The 19858-nt window shown below is 48.9% G+C and carries 20 protein-coding genes; 13 read left to right on the forward strand and 7 right to left on the reverse strand.

What is annotated here, in order from left to right; genetic code table 11:
• The first annotated feature begins 101 nt into the window (after positions 1 to 101).
• From ccoG to L2713_RS07455, 4 genes are all read left to right on the forward strand, one after another.
• The gene (gene ccoG, locus L2713_RS07440) at positions 102 to 1532 is read left to right on the forward strand and encodes a cytochrome c oxidase accessory protein CcoG (protein WP_248967450.1); all 1431 of its coding nucleotides are present in this window, start codon (positions 102 to 104) and stop codon (positions 1530 to 1532) included.
• 331 nt (positions 1533 to 1863) lie between these two features.
• Entirely contained in the window at positions 1864 to 2088 is a 225-nt protein-coding gene (locus L2713_RS07445; RefSeq protein WP_248967451.1) for a ParD-like family protein, read from the forward strand.
• The gene (gene map, locus L2713_RS07450) at positions 2081 to 2863 is read left to right on the forward strand and encodes a type I methionyl aminopeptidase (protein WP_248967452.1); all 783 of its coding nucleotides are present in this window, start codon (positions 2081 to 2083) and stop codon (positions 2861 to 2863) included. The genes L2713_RS07445 and map overlap by 8 nt, the downstream gene beginning before the upstream one ends.
• Positions 2864 to 3099: 236 nt before the next feature.
• Positions 3100 to 4704, forward strand: coding sequence for a long-chain-fatty-acid--CoA ligase (locus tag L2713_RS07455; protein ID WP_248967453.1), 1605 nt, complete (start codon positions 3100 to 3102; stop codon positions 4702 to 4704).
• Positions 4705 to 4805: 101 nt separating this feature from the next.
• On the opposite strand, the gene L2713_RS07460 is transcribed toward L2713_RS07455, so the two are convergent.
• The 4 genes from L2713_RS07460 to L2713_RS07475 form a co-directional block, all read right to left on the reverse strand.
• Positions 4806 to 6593, reverse strand: a complete 1788-nt coding sequence (locus L2713_RS07460) for an ABC transporter ATP-binding protein/permease (RefSeq protein ID WP_248967454.1) — start codon at positions 6591 to 6593, stop codon at positions 4806 to 4808.
• Positions 6594 to 6928: 335 nt separating this feature from the next.
• On the reverse strand, positions 6929 to 7486 hold the full coding sequence (gene hutZ, locus L2713_RS07465; RefSeq protein ID WP_248967455.1) for a heme utilization protein HutZ: 558 nt from the start codon (positions 7484 to 7486) through the stop codon (positions 6929 to 6931).
• 30 nt (positions 7487 to 7516) lie between these two features.
• Entirely contained in the window at positions 7517 to 8071 is a 555-nt protein-coding gene (hutX, locus tag L2713_RS07470; protein ID WP_248967456.1) for a heme utilization cystosolic carrier protein HutX, read from the reverse strand.
• A 21-nt stretch (positions 8072 to 8092) separates the two neighbouring features.
• A complete protein-coding gene (locus L2713_RS07475; protein ID WP_248967457.1) occupies positions 8093 to 10180 on the reverse strand; it encodes a TonB-dependent hemoglobin/transferrin/lactoferrin family receptor in 2088 nt (695 codons plus the stop codon).
• 248 nt (positions 10181 to 10428) lie between these two features.
• Here L2713_RS07475 and L2713_RS07480 point away from each other — a divergent pair, with 248 nt between their 5' ends.
• The 7 genes from L2713_RS07480 (at position 10429) to L2713_RS07510 (ending at position 15860) form a co-directional block, all read left to right on the forward strand.
• Complete coding sequence (locus L2713_RS07480; RefSeq protein ID WP_248967458.1) at positions 10429 to 11313, forward strand: energy transducer TonB; 885 nt, start codon at positions 10429 to 10431, stop codon at positions 11311 to 11313.
• A gap of 83 nt (positions 11314 to 11396) precedes the next feature.
• Positions 11397 to 12134, forward strand: a complete 738-nt coding sequence (locus L2713_RS07485; RefSeq protein WP_248967459.1) for a MotA/TolQ/ExbB proton channel family protein — start codon at positions 11397 to 11399, stop codon at positions 12132 to 12134.
• A complete protein-coding gene (locus L2713_RS07490; protein ID WP_248967460.1) occupies positions 12131 to 12568 on the forward strand; it encodes an ExbD/TolR family protein in 438 nt (145 codons plus the stop codon). The genes L2713_RS07485 and L2713_RS07490 overlap by 4 nt, the downstream gene beginning before the upstream one ends.
• An 80-nt stretch (positions 12569 to 12648) precedes the next feature.
• Positions 12649 to 13572, forward strand: coding sequence for an ABC transporter substrate-binding protein (locus tag L2713_RS07495; protein ID WP_248967461.1), 924 nt, complete (start codon positions 12649 to 12651; stop codon positions 13570 to 13572).
• Positions 13573 to 13589: 17 nt separating this feature from the next.
• Positions 13590 to 14606 (forward strand): FecCD family ABC transporter permease, encoded by a 1017-nt coding sequence (locus L2713_RS07500; RefSeq protein ID WP_248967462.1) that lies wholly within the window; start codon positions 13590 to 13592, stop codon positions 14604 to 14606.
• An 11-nt stretch (positions 14607 to 14617) separates the two neighbouring features.
• Entirely contained in the window at positions 14618 to 15436 is an 819-nt protein-coding gene (locus L2713_RS07505) for a heme ABC transporter ATP-binding protein (RefSeq protein WP_248967463.1), read from the forward strand.
• Positions 15437 to 15518: 82 nt separating this feature from the next.
• Positions 15519 to 15860, forward strand: coding sequence for a DUF2956 domain-containing protein (locus L2713_RS07510; RefSeq protein ID WP_248967464.1), 342 nt, complete (start codon positions 15519 to 15521; stop codon positions 15858 to 15860).
• Here L2713_RS07510 and L2713_RS07515 read toward each other — a convergent pair.
• The 3 genes from L2713_RS07515 to L2713_RS07525 all read right to left on the reverse strand — a co-directional run bounded on the left by L2713_RS07515 (position 15857) and on the right by L2713_RS07525 (position 18126).
• Positions 15857 to 16222 carry a hypothetical protein gene (locus L2713_RS07515; protein ID WP_248967465.1) on the reverse strand — a complete coding sequence of 122 codons (366 nt, stop codon included), beginning with the start codon at positions 16220 to 16222 and terminating at the stop codon, positions 15857 to 15859. The two genes, L2713_RS07510 and L2713_RS07515, sit on opposite strands and share 4 nt — an antisense overlap.
• A gap of 96 nt (positions 16223 to 16318) precedes the next feature.
• The gene (locus L2713_RS07520; protein WP_248967466.1) at positions 16319 to 17794 is read right to left on the reverse strand and encodes an NAD(P)/FAD-dependent oxidoreductase; all 1476 of its coding nucleotides are present in this window, start codon (positions 17792 to 17794) and stop codon (positions 16319 to 16321) included.
• Positions 17791 to 18126: a winged helix-turn-helix domain-containing protein gene (locus tag L2713_RS07525; RefSeq protein WP_011621673.1), complete on the reverse strand. Its 336-nt coding sequence runs from the start codon at positions 18124 to 18126 to the stop codon at positions 17791 to 17793. The genes L2713_RS07520 and L2713_RS07525 overlap by 4 nt, the downstream gene beginning before the upstream one ends.
• Positions 18127 to 18324: 198 nt before the next feature.
• Between L2713_RS07525 and L2713_RS07530 the strand changes: the two genes are divergently transcribed.
• Both L2713_RS07530 and L2713_RS07535 read left to right on the forward strand, forming a co-directional pair.
• Positions 18325 to 18876 carry a DUF924 family protein gene (locus L2713_RS07530; protein WP_248967467.1) on the forward strand — a complete coding sequence of 184 codons (552 nt, stop codon included), beginning with the start codon at positions 18325 to 18327 and terminating at the stop codon, positions 18874 to 18876.
• A gap of 123 nt (positions 18877 to 18999) precedes the next feature.
• Positions 19000 to 19857 (forward strand): substrate-binding periplasmic protein, encoded by an 858-nt coding sequence (locus tag L2713_RS07535; protein WP_248967589.1) that lies wholly within the window; start codon positions 19000 to 19002, stop codon positions 19855 to 19857.
• Position 19858: the final 1 nt, after the last annotated feature.

The raw sequence follows: 19858 nt of genomic DNA on the forward strand, positions 1-19858 counted from the left end.
CCAAATTGCCATCCAATTTAACCATTAAAAATCAATACGTTAAACTTGGCCTAACGCTTGCTATAGGGAGCCGAATCTTATTTAAGCCGTTAGGACAGCATATGCCCAAAAGTGACATCCAACACAGAGAGAACGCCAAGCGCCCCTCTGCTGAGCAATTTATCCCCGTAAAAAATATCCAGGCGGACGATAAACCAGCCCCCGTGAATGGTCAGATTCATTTTCGAGAGCAGAAGGGTTATTTTCAGCGTCTAAGAACCACAATGAATAGCCTGTTAGTACTGCTGTTTTTTGCTCTGCCCTTTATTTCCTTTGATGGTCGGCAAGCGATATTGCTGGATGTGAGTCAGCAGCAGTTCTTCTTTTTTGGCCTCACGCTCTGGCCACAGGATTTCACCTTGCTCGCTTGGGTGTTTATTGCCGCCGCCTTTGGGTTGTTTTTCATTACTGTGTTTTGGGGGCGTGTCTGGTGTGGCTATCTTTGCCCGCAAACCGCGTGGACTTTTATGTTTGTTTGGCTCGAGAGCCGAATTGAGGGCAACAGCAACAAACGCAAATTGCTCGATAAGGCGCCATGGTCAGCCAATAAACTCGGTAAAAGAAGTCTCAAACACGGCCTGTGGGGATTAGCCGCCTTAATTACTGGCTGTGGATTCATCGGTTATTTCATCCCCGCCCGCGAACTCTATTTGGATATTTTTACCGGCAACGCCGGCTTTTGGACAACCTGCTGGGTATGGTTTTTCGCGATTTGTACTTACTTAAATGCTGGCTGGATGCGCGAGCAAATGTGCTTACACTGCTGCCCCTATGCGCGTTTTCAGGCAGTCATGTTCGATGCCAACACTAAAACCGTCACCTATGATGCCGCACGCGGCGAAGCGCGCGGCCCACGTAAGCGCAAACAACAGACTGAACTCGGTGATTGTGTTGACTGTAACTTATGTGTCGAAGTCTGCCCGACGGGGATTGATATTCGCCAAGGGCTCCAATACGAGTGCATTAACTGCGGTGCCTGTGTCGATGCCTGTAATGAAACCATGCAAAAATTCGACTACAAACAAAACCTAATTAGCTATGTCAGCGAGAATGAATTAAAGGGCATCACCCATTCCAACTGGCGCTCGCCACGCTTTTTAGGTTACGGCGCAGCCGTTGTCATTATGTTGGTTGTAATAGGTTTAGATCTCTCCAGTCGCAGTGAAATTCAGCTTAACGTCATTCGCGACAGACAGAGCCTGTATCGCGAAACCGCCGATAACAAAGTTGAAAATACCTACCAGCTGAAGATCCGTAACAAGACTCAGCAAACCAAGCAATATCAACTCGCGGTCAACAGCGAAATGCCCTTCAGCTTAATTGCCGACTCGGTCATTACCCTTGCTCCGGGCGAGCAATCGGATTATCCCGTGACAGTATTAGCCGATAAGGATGCAATCCCAACGGGGCGCAAAATTATCGAATTCTCGGTAACGGATGTGAGCAAACCTGAACAAAGCGTTAGCCAAGAAACCGGCTTCTTTAGCCCTTAGCGCGTCATGCGGCAGTGTGCTCGCCGATAAGCGAGCACACTCCATCACTGTTAGTCACTTGCGCGAATCTTGCCCATTGAATAACAGAGGTTGCAGGGCTTTTTACTCAGCTTGTTTCCTTAAATCCGCTAAATAGCCTCAACTCGCGCCGCACAAACATGAAATATGCCAATGCAAAACCATAGCCTTCTAACCACTTCTCTTGCGCTTACGGCGACAGCCTCAAAAGAGGCTCGGCTGTCATTGCGGTAAACCAATGTCGATTTATTATTGACGGAGCGCCATATAGATCGAATACAATAAATATACGAAACATATATAAAGTATATTTATGGGCATAGTTAAAATTTCCGAAGAACTGCATGATGAGCTGAGAAAAGCCAGTTCGGTCATGTCACGCTCAATCAACTCGCAGGCAGAATTCTGGATAAGGATCGGGATGCTGGCAGAATTGCATCCACAACTCTCCTTTAATCAGTTAGTCGCCGATTTGATGAAATCTGCAGATGTGAACCTAGCCAACGTGAGCCAGGTAAAGGAAATGGCCGATGAATAATCAAGTGAAGATAAAATCTGCCGAAGAAATTGCACTGATGCGCCGCGCCGGGCAATTACTCGCTCAAGTATTTCAAATCCTTGATACCTATGTCCGCCCAGGCATCAGCACCATGGATATCAACGATACGGTCGAAGCCTTTATCGTCAATGAGCTAAAATCGCGTCCCGCGAGTAAGGGTCAGTATGGCTATCAATATGTGTTGAATTCATCCATTAACGAGGTGGTCTGCCATGGTGTGCCCTCAGCGACTGAGGTCATCAAAAGCACAGATATCATTAACTTAGATATTACCCTCGAGAAAGACGGCTATATTGCCGACTCCAGTAAAATGTATGCGATGCCACAGGCGCCCGCCACTGCCCAAAAGCTGGCCGATGTGACCTATCTTGCCATGTGGCAGGGGATAAAACAGGTAAAACCTGGGGCCACATTAGGCGATATTGGCCATGCGATTCAACAATATGCGCAATCCTTTGGTTATAGCATCGTCAGGGATTACTGCGGCCATGGGATAGGTCAAGAAATGCATGAAGAGCCGCAAGTCCTTCACTATGGAAAACCGAATCAAGGCCTTAAGCTCAAAGCGGGCATGGTGTTTACCATTGAGCCCATGGTGAATCAGGGCACTGAAAAGATAAAGCTCAAAAAAGATGGTTGGACGGTTGTTACCCGCGATAAAAAACTCTCGGCGCAATCAGAACATACGATACTTGTCACCCCTATGGGATACGAAGTGCTCACCCTACGCCATGATGAGCAATCTCCCCGTTAATTTCGACGCTAACCCTCGCTTTTTCATCTCAAATTCAGGTGTGCTGTAGTAAATTTGCACTGCAGTTCACCGCCCTTCATTAGAGTAAAAATTCTATTTTTACAATTGGATAGCCGTGCAAATTGCTACAATAATTTAACGATAAACGTTGACCTGACAGGTTGAATCCTTCTAATCTAAACACTCGTTTGATTTTAAAATAATAACAACGATAAACCTATTTGAGGTAGTTAGGCATGGCATACGATCAAGAGTCACAACTCGAACTTGGCAAATACTCATCACTCATAGACTTAATCGAACGCACTAGCCAACGCTTTGGTGATAAAACGGCATATGCTTGTTTGGGGAAAACCAGCAGCTTCAATGATATAGAACGCGATTCACGCTATTTTGCGGCCTATTTGCAGAATAACACTAACCTAAAACCCGGCGATCGGATCGCGATTCAATTACCCAATATTACCCAATTCGTTATCGCCGCCTATGGTGCGTTGCGGGCGGGACTTATCCTAGTCAACACTAACCCGCTCTACACGGAGCGAGAGCTTATTCATCAGTTTAATGACTCAGGTGCGAAGGCCTTAGTAGTGCTGTCAGATCTGTTGCCAACCCTTGCTAAAGTGGTTGCGACCACACCAATTGAATTGGTGATTTCCACTCACCCGTTAGATCTTATCGATCCGCAGGTGCAGCCCAAAACGGGGCTTAAAAATGTCGAATTCTGTCATGTGCTAAAACAAGGGTCCGAGCTACCCTTTAACCGTGTAGCCCCTGCCGCAGGTGACTTAGCGGCGCTGCAATATACCGGTGGCACAACGGGCCTCTCCAAGGGTGCCATGCTGACCCACGGTAATATGCTCGCCAATGCGGCGCAGGTAAAATCCCGCATCGGCAGCGTTATCAGCGAAGGGGAAGATATTTTTGTCGCGCCACTGCCGATTTACCATATCTACGCCTTTATGGTGAACTTAGTACTGTATTTTGAATGTGGTGGTTGCTCGGTATTGATCCCCAATCCCCGTGATATTAGTGGCTTAATCAAGACACTGGCGAAATATCCTTTTACCGGCTTTGCAGGGCTTAACACCCTCTTTGTCGCTTTGTGCCATCAGCCAGAGTTTAAGGCGCTAGATTTCAGTCATTTAAAAATCACTATTTCGGGTGGTACGGCACTCACCGCGGCCGCAGCCAATATCTGGCAACAAACTACGGGCAATACCATCAGTGAAGGTTATGGATTATCCGAAACTTCACCGGTGATTTCACTCAATGCTCCCGGATATCAGAAGATTGGCACTATCGGTAAGCCTGTTCTCGGCACTGAGGTCAAACTGTTAGATGAAAACGGCAATGAAGTTGCGCAAGGGGAAGCTGGCGAACTCGCCGCCCGAGGCCCGCAAGTGATGCTGGGTTATTGGAATAATCCCCAAGAAACGGCCAATGTAATGACTGCCGATGGTTTCTTTAAAACCGGGGATATTGCGATTTTGAACGAGGAAGGATTCCATCAAATCGTTGATCGCAAAAAGGATATGATTATTGTCTCCGGCTTTAACGTCTATCCGAATGAGGTCGAAAACGTGCTCGCCAGCCATCCGAATATCATTGAATGTGCCGTGGTTGGTGTAAAGGATGAACACTCAGGAGAAGCGGTCAAAGCCTTTGTTGTGCTAAAAGATGACAGCCAAGATCATGATCAAATGAAAACCTCCATTATCAACTTCTGCCGCGAGCAACTCACCGCCTACAAGCTGCCGAAGTTGATTGAATTTATGCCGCAGCTACCTAAGAGTACCGTGGGTAAAATTCTGCGCCGAGAACTGAAACATCAGGCTTAAACATAGCTAAACATCAGTGATGTGCGAGCAGTCTTAAATCCAAAACAAAACCCCAAAGCAACACTCTGGGGTTTTGTTTGCATTACATTCCCATCCAAACCTTACTCGCTAAGCGCACTCACGTCATCCGTCAGAAGCTGCAAACTGGCAAATTCACGATATAAGGCGTTGGTTTGTAAAAGGGTTTGATGCTTACCACTGGCGACGATACGCCCCTTATCGAACACGATAATTCGGTCCGCATTGATCACTGTGGCGAGGCGATGGGCGATGATAAGCGTGGTTTTCCCCTTCATCAATTCATCGAGTGCCTGCTTCACTTTTTGCTCGCTTAAGGCATCGAGCGCACTGGTCGCCTCATCGAGCAGCAAGATAGGCCTGTCGGCTAAAATCGCCCTCGCAATGGCGATACGCTGCTTTTGACCACCGGATAAGCGCACGCCACGCTCACCCAAGTAGGTTTGATAACCTTCACTAAACTCACTGATAAACTCATGGGCACGGGCTGCAATACAGGCATCAATCACCTCCTGTTCGCTGGCATCGACGCGGCCATAGCGCACATTTTCCAGCACACTAGTAGCAAAAATCACTGAGTCCTGCGGCACAAGCGCAAACTGCGCCCGCAAATCCTTTGGTGAAAGCTCAGCAATATCAATCCCATCCAAATGAATGCTGCCCAAAGACGGCACATAAAACCGCTGCAATAACTGAAATAGCGTGCTCTTGCCGGCCCCACTTGGCCCGACCAAGGCCACCCGCTCGCCCGCGGTTATCGTTAGATCTAAGTCGCTGAGCACTAACTGAGTTTGCTCGGGATAATGAAAATTCAGCTCTTGTAGTTGCAGCTCGCCACGCACTTTCGTGGGCAGTGTTTTAGGCACCACTGGCGCAGGAATATCGACCTCAGTTTCAGCCAACTCGATTAAACGTTCGGCGGCGCCCGAGGCGCGTTGGATCTCACCGACAACTTCACTGATAGTGGCAACGGCGCCAGCCACCATCACGGCATAAAACATAAAGGCCGACAGTTCGCCGCCCGTCATTTTACCCGACATCACGTCGTGGGCGCCGACCCAAGTCACAGATGCAATGGCGGCGATACTTAAAAACATCACGGAGGAAATCAACATGGCGCGGTAACGAATGCGACCACTGGCGGCGGTCATCACATCTTCAACACGACCATTAAACAAACTGCGGTCCTTATCCTCATGCCCATAGGCTTGCACTGTGTGAATTTCATGTAAGGTTTCATCCACATAGGCCCCCAAATCCGCCACCCGGTCTTGACTCTCCCGCGCTAAGGTTCGCACTTTTCGGCCAAAGAAACCGACAGGCCCCAGCACCAAAGGCACGGCCAGTAAGACGAGCAGCGTCATCTTCACGCTGGTGATCCCCATCATCGCCAGCCCACCGATCACAGTCACGCCGGAGCGCAGCGCCATCGAGAGACTCGAGCCGACCACGGTTTGCAGCAGAGTCGAGTCGGCGGTAAAGCGCGAAATCACCTCACCGGTACGCACCTTGGCGTAGAAGGCTGGAGACAACTTCAGCAGTTGATTGTAAACCGTCAGCCTTATATCGGCGCTGACCCGCTCGCCGAGCCAAGTCATCAAATAAAAACGACAAAACACCGCAGTGCCACTCACGGCGGTGATGAGCAGTACCAACAAAATAATTTCATTGAGACGCTGGGCGTTATCCTTAATAAAACCTTCGTCCACCATCAGCCGCACGCCCTGCCCGAGGGATAGCCAGGCCAAGGAGCCAATCAAAAGAAATACAATCGCCGCAACCACCCGCAGGCGATAGGGCTTAAGAAATTGCCAAATCCAGGGCAATACCGCCCGTTGGCGAATCGAGGTATTAGCAGCGTTGTGAGGCATAGTGGACTCTGATAATGATCGTGGGGGAAGTGTACTCAATTCTGTAGGCTCAGTTAGCGGTTTGTTCACTATTGATATCCTTAGTCTTTATGTGCCCATCAACCTTAGCACATGCGAGCATCAACAGAGCATACCCGAATGCCCTAAGGATAAACAAAGTGAGTTTAGCAAGGCGTCTCTGAAATCCGGCAATAACAAAGGATGAAGGTAAAAGTAAAAATGCCTTGAGGAATATAACAATAAACCCGCCTAGATAGCGGGTTTATGCTGGCGCCTTGAGTCGGTCAAGCTCAAGGCGCAGATTTTCAAAACACAAATGTTTAAGCTAAAGGCACTTAAGCTACCTGCATATCTTCGGGTGCTTTAGGCGTGCCATGGTGGCCATCACGCTTCCAGTTAACATCGAGTAATTCACTCCCTGTCAGACTAAAGGCTTGGCCAAAACCTTTCACATACAATCCCTGATGGGGCGCTAACTTATACAGATTAAAGTCCATCAGTGCCGCGAGGTTATCGGACATGTCGCCAAAGCGTTTTGATAACAGGCTGACTCCTTTGCTAAACGAGGGCGTATCGCGTTCAACCGCTTGAGCGATTGCATCGAAAGTGAGGCGTTTACGGGCGAATACCGACTTAGCTTCGGCTTCATCCTCCACCAGCATCACAGACACTTTGGTCGACTGTTTAAGGTTGTGGCCGTGGCGGGCTAAGTCACTCACTAAGATGTAAAACCCATCGTCAGCTAAGGCAAATGGCGCGTAACTGGCATTGGGTTGCCCATCCGTATCCACAGTTGCGAGTTGCAAAGTATGGCGCTGCTGTTTAAAGGCCTCAATTTCGGGTAACAGTTTGTCCCTTAAACGTTGTTCTTGCTCGGAGATTTCAGGCTTCATGTTGGATACCTTAATAAATTATGTCGGTGACTATTGAGTGGCAAAGGTGCCCGCTAGCGTTTTAAAACGGCGAACTTGCTCAGGAAAAAGCACTCTTTGCTTGTCTCGTCCTAAATAAACTTTAAATACCACCTCGCCTTGAGGGCCAAAAAAGTTAATCGAATGGCTCTCGCTGCCCCTAAAGGGTCTGCTGATTAAGGCGATTGCTCGCATGTTATCCAGCTTAAGATGACCATGAAGGCCATCACCTTTGCTGTAGAGGTTGTAGTAACCATGGGCAAATTTCCCTTGAGGGAAATCACCTTTAAATTCAAACACACTGCCCGAGAGCATCACTATCGTGGTCAGAGGTCCCCACTCGGGTAAGCTCTGCAGCAGCTCGTCGATTTGTGTTAAAGGTAAAAACACCCGCTGCGCTTGCGGCAGTGCTGCGACCACATCAAGCTCGGCAATACCTAATTCACTCGCCAGTTGTGCAGGCATTAAATCGGGCTGGCTGACAAAGCGCTGCCTTAACATTGACTGCGAGCCGGCATCGATTTTATGGCTCGAGTGAGCAATTTCGGTGTCGATTGTTTGTGTCATTTGCGTCTCCTAAAGCTGGGCCTAGAACATATAACGTGCTGACAACTTCATATTGCGGCCAGGTTGATACAGGGTCTGCCATGCCTGTTGGTATTTCTCGTCACCAATGTTTTCAATGGCGAAATCGACTCTCAGGCCAGACATAGCCCCCATAGCAGGCTCCCAGGCGAGGTAAACATCCCACAGGGTGTAGTCGTCATACTTAGCCACGCGATAACCCTCGGGTGTATTGGATTGGCTGGCGACATAGGTCACTCGGGTGCCGAGTTTCATATCGCCTTCCATAATGCCTTGGGAGAGATCGACGTTAAACTTATTGGCGGGCATACCTTCGATATAGTCACCAGTCTTTCGGTCTTCGCCGCGGGTCTGACCGTAATTCATCGTCAGCCGTGTTTGACCAATGCGATAACGGCCGCTGAGCTCAAAGCCCGTTAACTGCGCATCTTCCACGTTATTCCATGAGGTGGTTTGCTCAAATCCTGGGATCCCCATTAACGGATTGGAGACTTGCTGAACGATAAAATCGTCCACATCGTTACGGAAGATGTTTACGGTGAAAGCCAGCTCATCATCACCGGCTAAGTCGTTGAAACGAAAATCGGCTTTCAGTTCTTTATTGCGGGCGACTTCAGACTTTAAGTTGGGATTCGTCGCAAAGGTATTACACAGACCTTGGGGTAAAAACCCTGGGATCGGTGGAATGCAATAATGGGTTCCGGTAGAAAACATTTCCTCTACCGTCGGTGCACGGAAAGCCTGATCGTAACGGGCACTTAAGGTCAGCCACGGCTGAGCCTGCCAACTCAAGCCCAGCGAAGGCGATAACTCATTGTCATCCGCAGAAGCATTGAGGTTGTGACTCTCGTTTTTAAAGCTGTCGTAACGTAAGGCGGCGTCGAGATTGACGGTTTGCGACAATTGAATATCAGCACGGGTAAAGGCGCCCCACACAGTGGTCTCACCATCAATACCCCCTGGGCGTTGCCCCACTTGGCCTTTGTCGTCTCTAACGGTTTTAAGGGTATCGCGATAACCATCGACACCATAGGTCAACTTAGTGTTACCCAACTGCGAACTGTTGTTGAGATTAATCCCAATGGTGCGGTATTCGGTGCTATCGAATTGACCTTTGGTCACCCTGTCTTCGTCATAATCCGTGCTATTCCAATAGACTTGGACTTTTGTGTCCAAATACGGATTATTTGCCGGCGCCAAGCTGTAATTAAGGGTGACGTTTTGATCGTCCGTTTTACGGCGCACTAAAGGCACCGAACTGCTCACCGCGGCGGAAGGATTACTCGGCACGAGTTCATTAATCTTGCCAACTCTTGCCGATAACTCTAAGCGTGAAGCCTCATCGGCTTGCCATCCAAACTTAGCCAAACCGTTGCTCCCCAAAGAAGCACTGTTCGCTAAGGTTTCGTCATTCCCCGTATTGATATTATTGGAGTCGAAGTAAGATCCATTGATTAACCAATCAATAGTATCTTGTTGGCCATACACGGCGGCGCTGGTTTTAGTGCGATCGCCATTGGTGTCATAGCCTTGCTTTAGATAGCCACCGAAGGTTTCGTTAGGGGCTAAGAAGTCTTGAGCCGATTTAGTATTCTGCGCCACCACACCACCGATGGCACCACTGCCCCAGAGGCTACTGGCAGGACCGCGAATCACCTCTATCGATTTGAGTAATTCAGGATCCATAAAGTAAGAACCACGGTGACCTGAACTGGTATTCTGTCTTGCGCCATCAATGGTTTGTAATACGCGATCGCCGCTTAAGCCACGGATCTCAACCCCTTGAGACGTCGCTCTCGGTCCATTGGTTAAAGTGATGTTGGCCTCATTCTTTAATGCTTCAGCAACCGATGATGCCTGAGCCACATTGAGTTGTTCTTCACTCACAACGGCGACACTGCGACTCGTTTGGGAGACTTTTTCACTCAAGCGTGTCGCGCTTACTAATACTTCATCAAACTCAGTCTCGACTACTCCTGGCTTTTTTTCCTTTCGCTGAGCAGTCACACCTTCTTCAGCCGCTAACGTAAAACTTAGCGCCGTAGTCGTTAATGCGATCGCAACGGCGATAACTAACGGCTTCTTTTTCATGGTTACATCCTCAAATCATCAATGATATTAATCGATTAGAATTCAAATCGACCATTTGTGGTTGGTCCGTCAACCTAGGTCGAACTGCTGCATTTTTGAGCATCCATTTTCGTAATTGCTGGCACTCTAACTGAGATTAGAAAATTGATCAAATAGAAATCATTATCATTTGCGATCTCAATTGTATTTATGTATCTTAATTAGCATTGATTGATGAGAGACTGTTTTTTGAACTTGGAAGGCGTACTGTGACACCGAAACGATATCTGGTTTTTGGCGCATTAACCGTTGCAATCCAAACGGGTGTGATTGCATCGCAGCCTGCTATGCCATTACCAAGTATTCTCAATGAATCGACTCAAATGGCCGCATTCAATGAAGCAAATAAAGCGGTTACCTTAAGCTTTGCAGCACCTCGTGCAGCAGAAAAATCAGCAGCCATATCTGCGGTAAAAAGTACGCCAGCGAATACCGCTACCTTGGATAAAACCTCCACAAATGTGACTCATACCAGCTCGTCTAAAACCAGTCAGCCCCTAACGGCGCCCAAACCAGCTGAAACGCTAACAGCAGAAATGGCAAGACAAGCACCAGCCACAGCTAAGCCGCAAACGGTTCAATCTGATGTAAAGAACAAGCCTGTGCCAAACACATCTTCGAAAGCTGATGCGACAACGGCTATGCCGCTTATGGCCACTAATACTCAGCATCAAAAAGAAACTGAAGAGGTTTCAAAACCTTCTGATCGAGTGTTGTCGCAAATGGCAGAAATCAAGGCTCAAGATAAGGCCGCCATTAACAACACCAATATGACGTCCACCAGTACCAGCGAGAGCAGTGACGCCACTCCCGAGATTATTGAACTGGCGACGCCAACTTTTGCCAGTAAACCGCCGCAACCCACCTATCCACGCATGGCACGTAAAAAAGGGCTTGAAGGCACGGCGACGGTAGAAGTGATGTTTAACGAATTTGGACAACAGCTCGCCCTCACCTTAGTAAAAAGTTCGGGGGTGGGGCTGCTAGATCAAGCGGCATTAGAGGCGGTTGAGACTTGGGAATTTCAAGCTCCCACCAACAAACTGGCCAGCCATTACAAGGTGAGAGTACCTATTCGCTTCGCCTTAAATTGAACGTCCCTAACCGCAGCATTCCAGTTATCGCTGATAGCTTGATAACCCATTATTAGATAACGATTTTGACCTAAGAGGCTCAATTGCCCATGACTGACTTTTCTACCCTACAGGCTCAACTCGGCGCCCTGACTTGGCCGCTACTTATCTGCGCCTTTCTCGCGTTAATGATTTGTCTCGAACGTAGTGCCTTATTTTTACAGCAATCCTTTGCATCTATGTCCCCCAAAAAACAGGCTTGGGTGAAAACGCTACGTCAATCCGATGCCAAGGCCAGCAGTGATACTATTCAAGCGCTTATCAATAGTACGAGTCGTCAGCAGGACTTACTGACAAGAGGCGCCAATTTACTGCTAAAACAAGCTGATAAACCAAAGCAGCTCAGGGAAGAATTACTCAGTCTATGGATGAACAAACAGCAAAGGGACTTACAAGCAGGCCTCAAGTTACTGCAAGTGATTGGGATTATTAGCCCATTACTGGGTTTACTGGGGACGGTACTGGGGCTGATTGAAATGTTTGCCCAGTTAGGGCAATCCCAAGGTCCTGTCACCCCATCACAGCTCAGTGCAGGGCTTGGCTTGGCGATGAACACCACGGCAGCGGGCCTGATTATTGCGGTGCCGACCATTACCGCCGCCCATCTGTTTGGGATCTGGGCCCATAGTCAGTGCGTAAAAGTGAGTCATGTATTGAATCAACTCAATTTGTGGCTATCTGGGGTTGAACATATCGCCCTCGAGCAGAATCACTATCAGGCTTTTGCCGACGTTAATCGCGCTAAACCCGCATCTAACACTCAACTCGAGTCACAGCCATGATCAGTGCCGATAGAGCCTCATTACCTCAAGCGGGGATCTCGGCCTTAGAGCCCCTGCCGAGCATCGATCTTACTGCGTTGATTGACATTATTTTTATCGTCTTAGTGTTTCTGTTGCTCACCGCCAATAGCCGTTTGATGAGTTTACCCGTGGAAGTGCCGCAAAGCCCAAGCAGCGCGATCTCGGCCGTCGAACCGAAACAATCCATCGCCATCAATATTATGGCAAGCGCTCCCCACTGGGCGCTAAATGGTGATACCTATTCCGACTTAAGCGCCTTCAGCTTGGCATTTGAAGAACAGCTAAAACACCATCCTCAGGCCAGTATCATTATCGCCGCAGATAAAGCCGCGCCGGTAGAACCCTTAATGCAGCTGTTAGCGCTCTTGCAGGGCAATGCCATCAGCCAGACGCAGATTTTGATGGAACATTAATCACTTAGGTTAAAGCAGAACATTTTCCCTTGGCAGTCGATTTTACCTGCCTTGCACACAGATGAAGTAGGAGTTTACCCATGTTGTTTCAAGCCAATCGTCATGCCAATCAATCAATCAATAACTGGCGGCTATTTTTACAGGCGCTCACTCTCTCAACGCTCGCGGCCTTATTCTCGACCAATGCCTTATCACAGGAGATAAAACTGGTTAGTGCGGGCGCTGGAGTGACAGAGTTGGTGCTTGCCCTCGATGCAGCCCACGAGCTGGTTGCGGTGGACTCCACCAGCTATCTTCCCGAGCACTTGGCATCGGTTGCCAAATTGGGATATCACAGAATGCTGTCGGCCGAGGGCATTATAGCGTTGTCGCCAACTTTAGTTGTCGGCTCTGAGGTAATGGGCCCAGAAACCACCCTTAATGTGCTCAAACAGGCCAAGATTGAGGTAGTGAAGTTACCCTCAAGTGCCGATGAGAAACAGCTGATGACCAATATTGATACCCTCGCTCAGCTACTGAAACGCACAGACCAAGCGACACAGTTAAAACAAGATTTGTATCAAAGACTTGATGGGCTAAATAAACAGCAACAGCAATTGAGCCAACAGCAGGCCCAGCCGAAAATCCTGTTTATGTTATTACAGGAAGGACGCGGCGCCCGTGTCGGCGGTAAAGGCACTGCAGCCGATACCATTATCGCGCTCTCGGGGGCGAAAAATATTGCCGACTTTGAAGGTTACAAGAGTCTCTCTCAAGAGGGCATTCTCTCACTCCAGCCCGATGTGATTTTACTCTCTAAGCGCAGCGAGCAGAGCGATCCACAAACGGATGAACAAACCGCGCAAGCACTCTTAAAGGAAATGCCGTTACTCGCCCACACTCCCGCAGGCAAAAATGGTCATATCCAAACCCTTGCGCCGCAAGCCTTACTCGGCGGATTAGGCATTAGTGCTATCGGAGCGGCTGAAGACTTGGCCGCCACTTTGCTCAAGCAAGATCAATAATGTTAGGGCTGATGAGTATGTTACAACATCGCTGGCTATGGCCCACCATGGCAACGCTGCTACTCCTTAGCAGCTTGCTTTCCGTCAGTGTCGGGCCTGTGAATATCAGCCTTATCGACTCCCTCAGCGCGGTATTTAATTGGGCCACGGAACAAAACATTGGCAATCTCGCCCCCCACGAGCAACTGGTTGTCAGCAATGTCCGCTTGCCTCGCACCTTATTGGCTCTTGCCGTTGGGGCTATGCTAGCCCAATGCGGTGCGGTGATGCAGGGATTGTTTCGTAACCCTCTGGCGGATCCAGGGATTATTGGCGTGTCATCCGGCGCGGCATTAGGTGCGGCCATCTGCATAGTGCTATTCCCCCACGCCGAATCTGTCATGATTTCTGTCAGTGCTTTTACCTCTGGTTTAATCACTACTCTTATCGTCTATCGTCTTGCCAGCAGCGCTTTAGGCACATCGGTCGTGTTATTGCTCTTATCAGGTGTCGCCGTTGCCGCGCTCGCCGGAGCAGGGATTGGCGTGCTCACCTATTTAGCCAATGATATGGCGCTCAGGGACTTAACCCTATGGCAGATGGGCAGTATTGCTGGCGCACAATGGCAATATGTGGGCTTGTGTTTAGTGGTGTTGGCCCTGCTCAGTTGGCAATTTAATCGTGATGCTAAGGCGCTTAATGCCCTGCTGCTCGGTGAGGCCGAGGCTAGGCATTTAGGGATTGATGTTGATTCACTCAAGCTGAGACTCATCCTGCTCTGCGCCTTAGGGGTCGGCGTCAGTGTTGCGGCAACGGGCATTATCGGTTTTATTGGCTTAGTGGTACCCCATTTAGTGCGTATGTTGTTGGGGCCAGATCATCAACGCCTCCTCCCCATGAGCGCTCTGTTAGGTGCCGCCTTGTTGGCACTTGCCGATATCGGCGCGCGCGCCTTTTTACCCCCTGCGGAACTGCCTGTTGGCTTAGTGACAGCGCTCATTGGCGCACCATTCTTTATCTTTTTACTCCTGCAACAACGCAGCAAATTAATCTAAGCGAGAACTCCATGGCTATGAGCTTATCGGCTGCGCCCGTCGCTAAACAACATTTTGAACGTACCCAATTAAGCGTGGATAGACTCAGCTACGCTATCGGCGATAAGGCGGTGTTGAAGGACATTAGTGTGCAATTTCAACCGGGCAGTGTCACCGCTCTGTTAGGGCCGAATGGCGCGGGTAAGTCCACACTGTTAAAGGCACTGTGCCAAGAGATCCCCGCCGCGCGCGGCAGCATCCGGCTTGGACACTGCCCGCTTGTTGATTGGCCAAGGGCTGAGCTGGCAAAATCGCTCGCGGTGTTACCACAGCACGCGAGTTTAACCTTTCCCTTTAAGGTGAATGAAGTGGTCGCCATGGGCCTGTATCCCCTCACGCTGAGCCAACAGGCGGGACAGAATCTCGTGAACAAATGGCTCACCCAGGTAGAGATATTGCACTTGGCACAGCGTAGTTACCCCACCCTTTCGGGCGGCGAAAAACAAAGGGTGCAACTGGCGCGGGTATTAACTCAGTTGAGCCAATCCCCCTTCCCGCCGATTTTACTGCTCGATGAACCCACCTCGGCACTGGATCTGGCGCAGCAACACAAGGTATTAGCGCTGGCAAAAAATCTCGCCCACAAACACGCCTACACTGTGATTGTGGTACTACACGATCTCAATCAGGCCGCCCGTTACAGCGATAGAGTTATCGTCCTCAAGCAGGGGGAAATCGTTAGTGAAGGCTCGGCAAAGGAAGCTTTGTCGGCCGAGATAATTCGGCAAGTATGGGATTATGAACCTGAGTTTATTCCTGCACCACAGGGCGGTTATCCATTGATTTTTTAATCCGAAATCGAACTCGCTAAGCTTTTTAACTTAAGGTTAAGGGTATAATCGTGCCAATCGATATCGCCAGTACATTGAGCAGATGAAAACCACGATTTCCACAGAGACACAGCAAGACGCCTTAAGCATTGCCAAAGCCACGCAAAAACCGGGGCAAACGAAGGAACAGACCAAGCTTATCGCGCAGGGGATTGAAAAAGGCATTGCCGAATACAAAAAGCGCCAAAAAGCCAAGGCCCGTGAGCGCGATAAACTGAGAAAACAACAGATAAGGGCCAGAAACCAACAAGCGAGCGCGGCCGACGAGATGGACGATGGCGAAGATTTTTCGCTGCCGCAGACTCAATTTACTGCTGTTGCTTGGGCAGCAATCGCCTTGTTACTCCTCAGTTGGCTGGGCTTTGGGGTTTATATCTTCCTTTAACTGAGGATATTCGCGCGTAACCTATCAAGGTAGCTAGTCAGCTCCTGAGGCAGAAACGCTTGTGCCATTAGTGCCTTAGCATTGATATTGCCAGCCTTTAGCTGGACTCGCCCCGTCTCGGGTAAAAAGGCCAACTCGAGCCAGTTGGCTCTGTCGGGGTAGCCATCGAGTGTTAGACAAAGCGTATTGTCCTGCTCAATGGCTGACTGACAATCCCAGCATTGGCCGACAAGGTCGAGCAGCACTTGCCCGCTTTGCGTGTCGGTTAATCTCGGCGCATATACCCAATGGGACATGCGCATTTCATGGGGAATGGTCTCCAGCTTAAAGCGGCCCTGTAGAAAAAACTGCTCGGTTAACATAATCGGATCATCAAAGTAGTTATCGTGTATGAATAAATCGTTTATTAAAAAGATGAATCGGTAATGGGCTGATTAACTCTCTGGTTTATAAGTAGATTAACTCATTAAGCCTTCTAATCGATTCGCGAGCCGCTTAGCTAAACCCTTTTGCCAAGCCGCACTCTTTGGCTGACTGTAGAGCCTATCTTCCCACGCAAAAATCTTATTCATGCCATGGTATGCGAGCCAAGGTAAAGGCTCGCGCTCCCAGGGTGCTAATACCTGTTGAACTGGAGCATTAAACGCCCAAGGCATAGATGCAAGCTGTGTATCACGCCCTAATATTAAGTCCACCAGCGTACGGGCAAATAGGTTTGCCGCCCCGACACCTTCCCCGCCATAGCCGCCAATCAGGCCTAAACCGAGACTTTTATCAAAAATGGCATGGGGAGCAAAGCGCCTCGCCAAGGCTAACGTTCCGCCCCAACCATGGGTAATTTGTACGCCCTTAAGTTGAGGAAATAACGCCAATAATAATTGATAACGAAAGCCAAATTCGCCCTCGAAAGCACGCTGAGGTAGGCTTTGATTTACAAGAAATTTCCCATTAAACAGCTTAGGGTCAAAACCAAATTCTGTGCGTATTTTCGCGCCAAAGCCATAGCCGCCACGGGCACCAAATATCAGCCGATTATCAGGGCTACGCTGGCCATAAGTCACTATGCGGCTGGCATCACTAAAGGTCGCGCGATTGGCTAGGCCAATTGCATCCCATGTGGCATCCGTTAACGGCTCCGTGGCGATAAGTAGGCTCTGCACGGGTAAGGTAAATCGCCCAAGTCCACTAAGCTGACGCAGATAACCTTCCACTGCGGGCACCACAATCGCCGCACGAACTCGTCCCTTTGGTGTTTGCAATAGGGTTTGTGCATCACCAAGATGCGCCATGTGATTTACTGGAGTGTGCTCGTAGATCTTTACCCCTAAGCGTTGCACTAGGTCAGCCAAACCACAGACGAGTTTCGCCGGGTGTATTCGCGCGCAATGGGGAGTAAAAAGTGCTGCTTGGCCCTCGGCCATAGACACTTGCTTATCGAGCTCGGCCTTATCCATCCAACGAATATCTTCTTCACCAAAACCTTCTGCGCGCCACTGCGCTAATTCGGCTTTAATATTCGCTAATTGCTCGGGATAACGCGCCGCCACCCGCAAGTTACCGCCGTGGTGTAAATCACAGTCGATATGATGCTTGGCGCAAACGGTGGCCACTTCAGAAATGGTTGCTTGAATAATGGCTTTAGCGCTAAGGCGCTGCTCGCCCTCGAGCAGATTGAGATAGGCCACATCGCCACTAAAACTGCCCATCAACCAACCGCCATTTCGACCGGATGCACCTTGGCCTATGCATTCGGCCTCAAGGATAACCACTGACAGATTTGGCTGGTATTGTTTTAGATAATAGGCCGTCCAAAGCCCGGAATACCCCGCACCGATAATGGCAACATCGGCGCTTATATCCTGCTCTAAGGGCGGTAAAACGGCTCGTCGAATTAACTTAGCCTCAGTGTCGAACCAAAATCCGCGCTCTTTCACGCCAAGGTTTCACTCGAGGCATTAACACCAATAATTGCGGCAATTTCATCGACATGGGTATCAACCCAGGCGCTGCTGATGGGTCCCCAGGTAACGATACGATAATAACCCGCATTGTTACGACTGCCGTCCTGCACAAACTCGACTCGAATGCCAATATCTTCAAATGCGGCGATAGAATCTTGCAGCGTGCGCCTAGGCATTCCAGTTAACTTATTGAGAGATAAAAGGTTATGCCGTTCATCATCCATTAAATGCGCTAAATATAGCTTACGCAAAAATGCCTTATGCTGTTTCGACATCGATTGAGTGGCTGCGACTTCTAGGGGCATAACGGAGCGATCCAAAAATTAACCAAGAGACAATAAAACTACTTGATATTCAGTGAATAAGAAATAGCCTCAGCGCAAATTATTAGGCAGAGTTTACAGCGCTACACTCGCTAATATTGAACAATTTTGCATCATTGACTTGTGTTTATCCCCCCATCGCTGTTATTTCTAAAAGGAGTCAATCGATGGGAGCAAGCGATGAGCCACATTATTACTGCGGAGCAAGTGCTGCATTTCTGGTTTGAGGAAATCTCACCTAAATCTTGGTGGATAAAAGATCACGAGTTTGACGCCCTTATCCAGTCCCGATTTGAAGAGTTGCTTAAACAAGCGAAACGGGGCGAGCTTGCCGATTGGCGCGTCACCCCTCAGGGACGGTTAGCCGAAATCATAGTACTGGATCAATTCTCCCGAAATATCTATCGCGACACGCCCGCCACCTTTGAGGCCGATACTATCGCGCTCGTCCTTGCCCAGGAGGCTGTCGCCCAGCAGGTTGACCAAGCACTTAAGCCAAAACAAGTGCCCTTTTTATTTATGCCATACATGCATAGCGAGTCGGCCGTCATTCATCAGGTCGCCGAAAAGTTATTCAATCGAGAAGCGGCAATCGCCAATTTAGAATTTGAGCTTAGACACAAAGCCATCATTGATAGATTTGGCCGTTATCCTCATCGAAACAAGATATTAGGCAGAGAATCCACCGCCGATGAACTCGCCTTTTTAACCCAGCCGGGGTCCTCTTTCTAAGGGCTAGTTGCGCTTTTGCTAAATAAATTAAACAAGACTATAAATTAGCAAACTACACTTATTGCAGTAGGTCATGGAGCGGCCAAAACTGGTTGGTGACTCACTAAGAGGTATTGATGAGTGATGAGACAGGTTAACCTTGCTTCGGCTTACGCTAAATTTTGCCATATTCGCTACCCGCTGATGGGGCTAATCGCCCTATTTCATCCCCTTTCAAGCAAAGCCGATGAACTCAAAATAGGGGTCAGTGTGTCAATCCCTCCCTATGTGATTCAAGAGACCGATAGTGGCTTAGAGCTTGAATTACTCTACAAAGCCCTCGCCGTTAAGGGACATAATGCCAGTATCCATTATTTCCCCTTGGCGCGTACCTTTCATGAGCTTCGAAAGGGCAATCTCGACGGCATTATCAACATCAAAGAAGGCATGGTGGATAACGTATTCTACTCCGATGTCGCTATCCGCTATCAAAACTGTGCCATCAGCCTCGATGAACATCGATTCGCTATCAACAGTGTTCAAGACCTTGCCAATAAAAAGGTAGTCGCCTTTCAACGGGCCTCAGTGTTGCTCGGCGAGGAATTTAGCCTAATGGCAAAAGCCAACAGCGGTTATCAAGAACAGGCGAGGCAAATACAACAGGTCTATATGTTGATGAAACACAGGGCCGATGTGGTAGTGATGGATAAGAACATTTTTAAATACTATCTCAAGCAGGCATTTATCGAGGGGAAATTGACCGAGGCGGAAATCAAGCAAGTGGCTATTTGCAATCGCATTTTTCCGCCAACGGAATATAAATTTGCCTTTTTAAATGAACAAATTCGGGATGACTTTAATCTGGGATTGAAGCAGATCACCGAGGATGGAACCATCAACGCGCTACAGGAAAAATATCGACGTTTCGTGTCCCTCGACAACGATGCAGAGGCCTCAAATACCCTGCTCGAACACACAGTGTTAAAGCATGATCCGCTGTAGT

Source organism: Shewanella seohaensis (assembly GCF_023283775.1).
Classification (GTDB): Bacteria; Pseudomonadota; Gammaproteobacteria; order Enterobacterales; family Shewanellaceae; genus Shewanella; species Shewanella seohaensis.

Excerpts from the sequence above, each read along its gene's own strand:
- L2713_RS07445 (WP_248967451.1), top strand. The coding sequence starts at position 1,864 with ATGGGCATAGTTAAAATTTCCGAAGAACTGCATGATGAGCTGAGAAAA.
- L2713_RS07530 (WP_248967467.1), top strand. The coding sequence starts at position 18,325 with ATGAGCCACATTATTACTGCGGAGCAAGTGCTGCATTTCTGGTTTGAG.
- L2713_RS07455 (WP_248967453.1), top strand. The coding sequence starts at position 3,100 with ATGGCATACGATCAAGAGTCACAACTCGAACTTGGCAAATACTCATCA.
- L2713_RS07460 (WP_248967454.1), bottom strand. The coding sequence starts at position 6,593 with ATGCCTCACAACGCTGCTAATACCTCGATTCGCCAACGGGCGGTATTG.
- L2713_RS07475 (WP_248967457.1), bottom strand. The coding sequence starts at position 10,180 with ATGAAAAAGAAGCCGTTAGTTATCGCCGTTGCGATCGCATTAACGACT.
- L2713_RS07500 (WP_248967462.1), top strand. The coding sequence starts at position 13,590 with ATGTTACAACATCGCTGGCTATGGCCCACCATGGCAACGCTGCTACTC.
- hutX (WP_248967456.1), bottom strand. The coding sequence starts at position 8,071 with ATGACACAAACAATCGACACCGAAATTGCTCACTCGAGCCATAAAATC.
- L2713_RS07535 (WP_248967589.1), top strand. The coding sequence starts at position 19,000 with ATGAGACAGGTTAACCTTGCTTCGGCTTACGCTAAATTTTGCCATATT.
- L2713_RS07510 (WP_248967464.1), top strand. The coding sequence starts at position 15,519 with ATGAAAACCACGATTTCCACAGAGACACAGCAAGACGCCTTAAGCATT.
- ccoG (WP_248967450.1), top strand. The coding sequence starts at position 102 with ATGCCCAAAAGTGACATCCAACACAGAGAGAACGCCAAGCGCCCCTCT.
- L2713_RS07495 (WP_248967461.1), top strand. The coding sequence starts at position 12,649 with ATGTTGTTTCAAGCCAATCGTCATGCCAATCAATCAATCAATAACTGG.
- L2713_RS07525 (WP_011621673.1), bottom strand. The coding sequence starts at position 18,126 with ATGCCCCTAGAAGTCGCAGCCACTCAATCGATGTCGAAACAGCATAAG.
- hutZ (WP_248967455.1), bottom strand. The coding sequence starts at position 7,486 with ATGAAGCCTGAAATCTCCGAGCAAGAACAACGTTTAAGGGACAAACTG.
- L2713_RS07505 (WP_248967463.1), top strand. The coding sequence starts at position 14,618 with ATGGCTATGAGCTTATCGGCTGCGCCCGTCGCTAAACAACATTTTGAA.
- map (WP_248967452.1), top strand. The coding sequence starts at position 2,081 with ATGAATAATCAAGTGAAGATAAAATCTGCCGAAGAAATTGCACTGATG.
- L2713_RS07515 (WP_248967465.1), bottom strand. The coding sequence starts at position 16,222 with ATGTTAACCGAGCAGTTTTTTCTACAGGGCCGCTTTAAGCTGGAGACC.
- L2713_RS07490 (WP_248967460.1), top strand. The coding sequence starts at position 12,131 with ATGATCAGTGCCGATAGAGCCTCATTACCTCAAGCGGGGATCTCGGCC.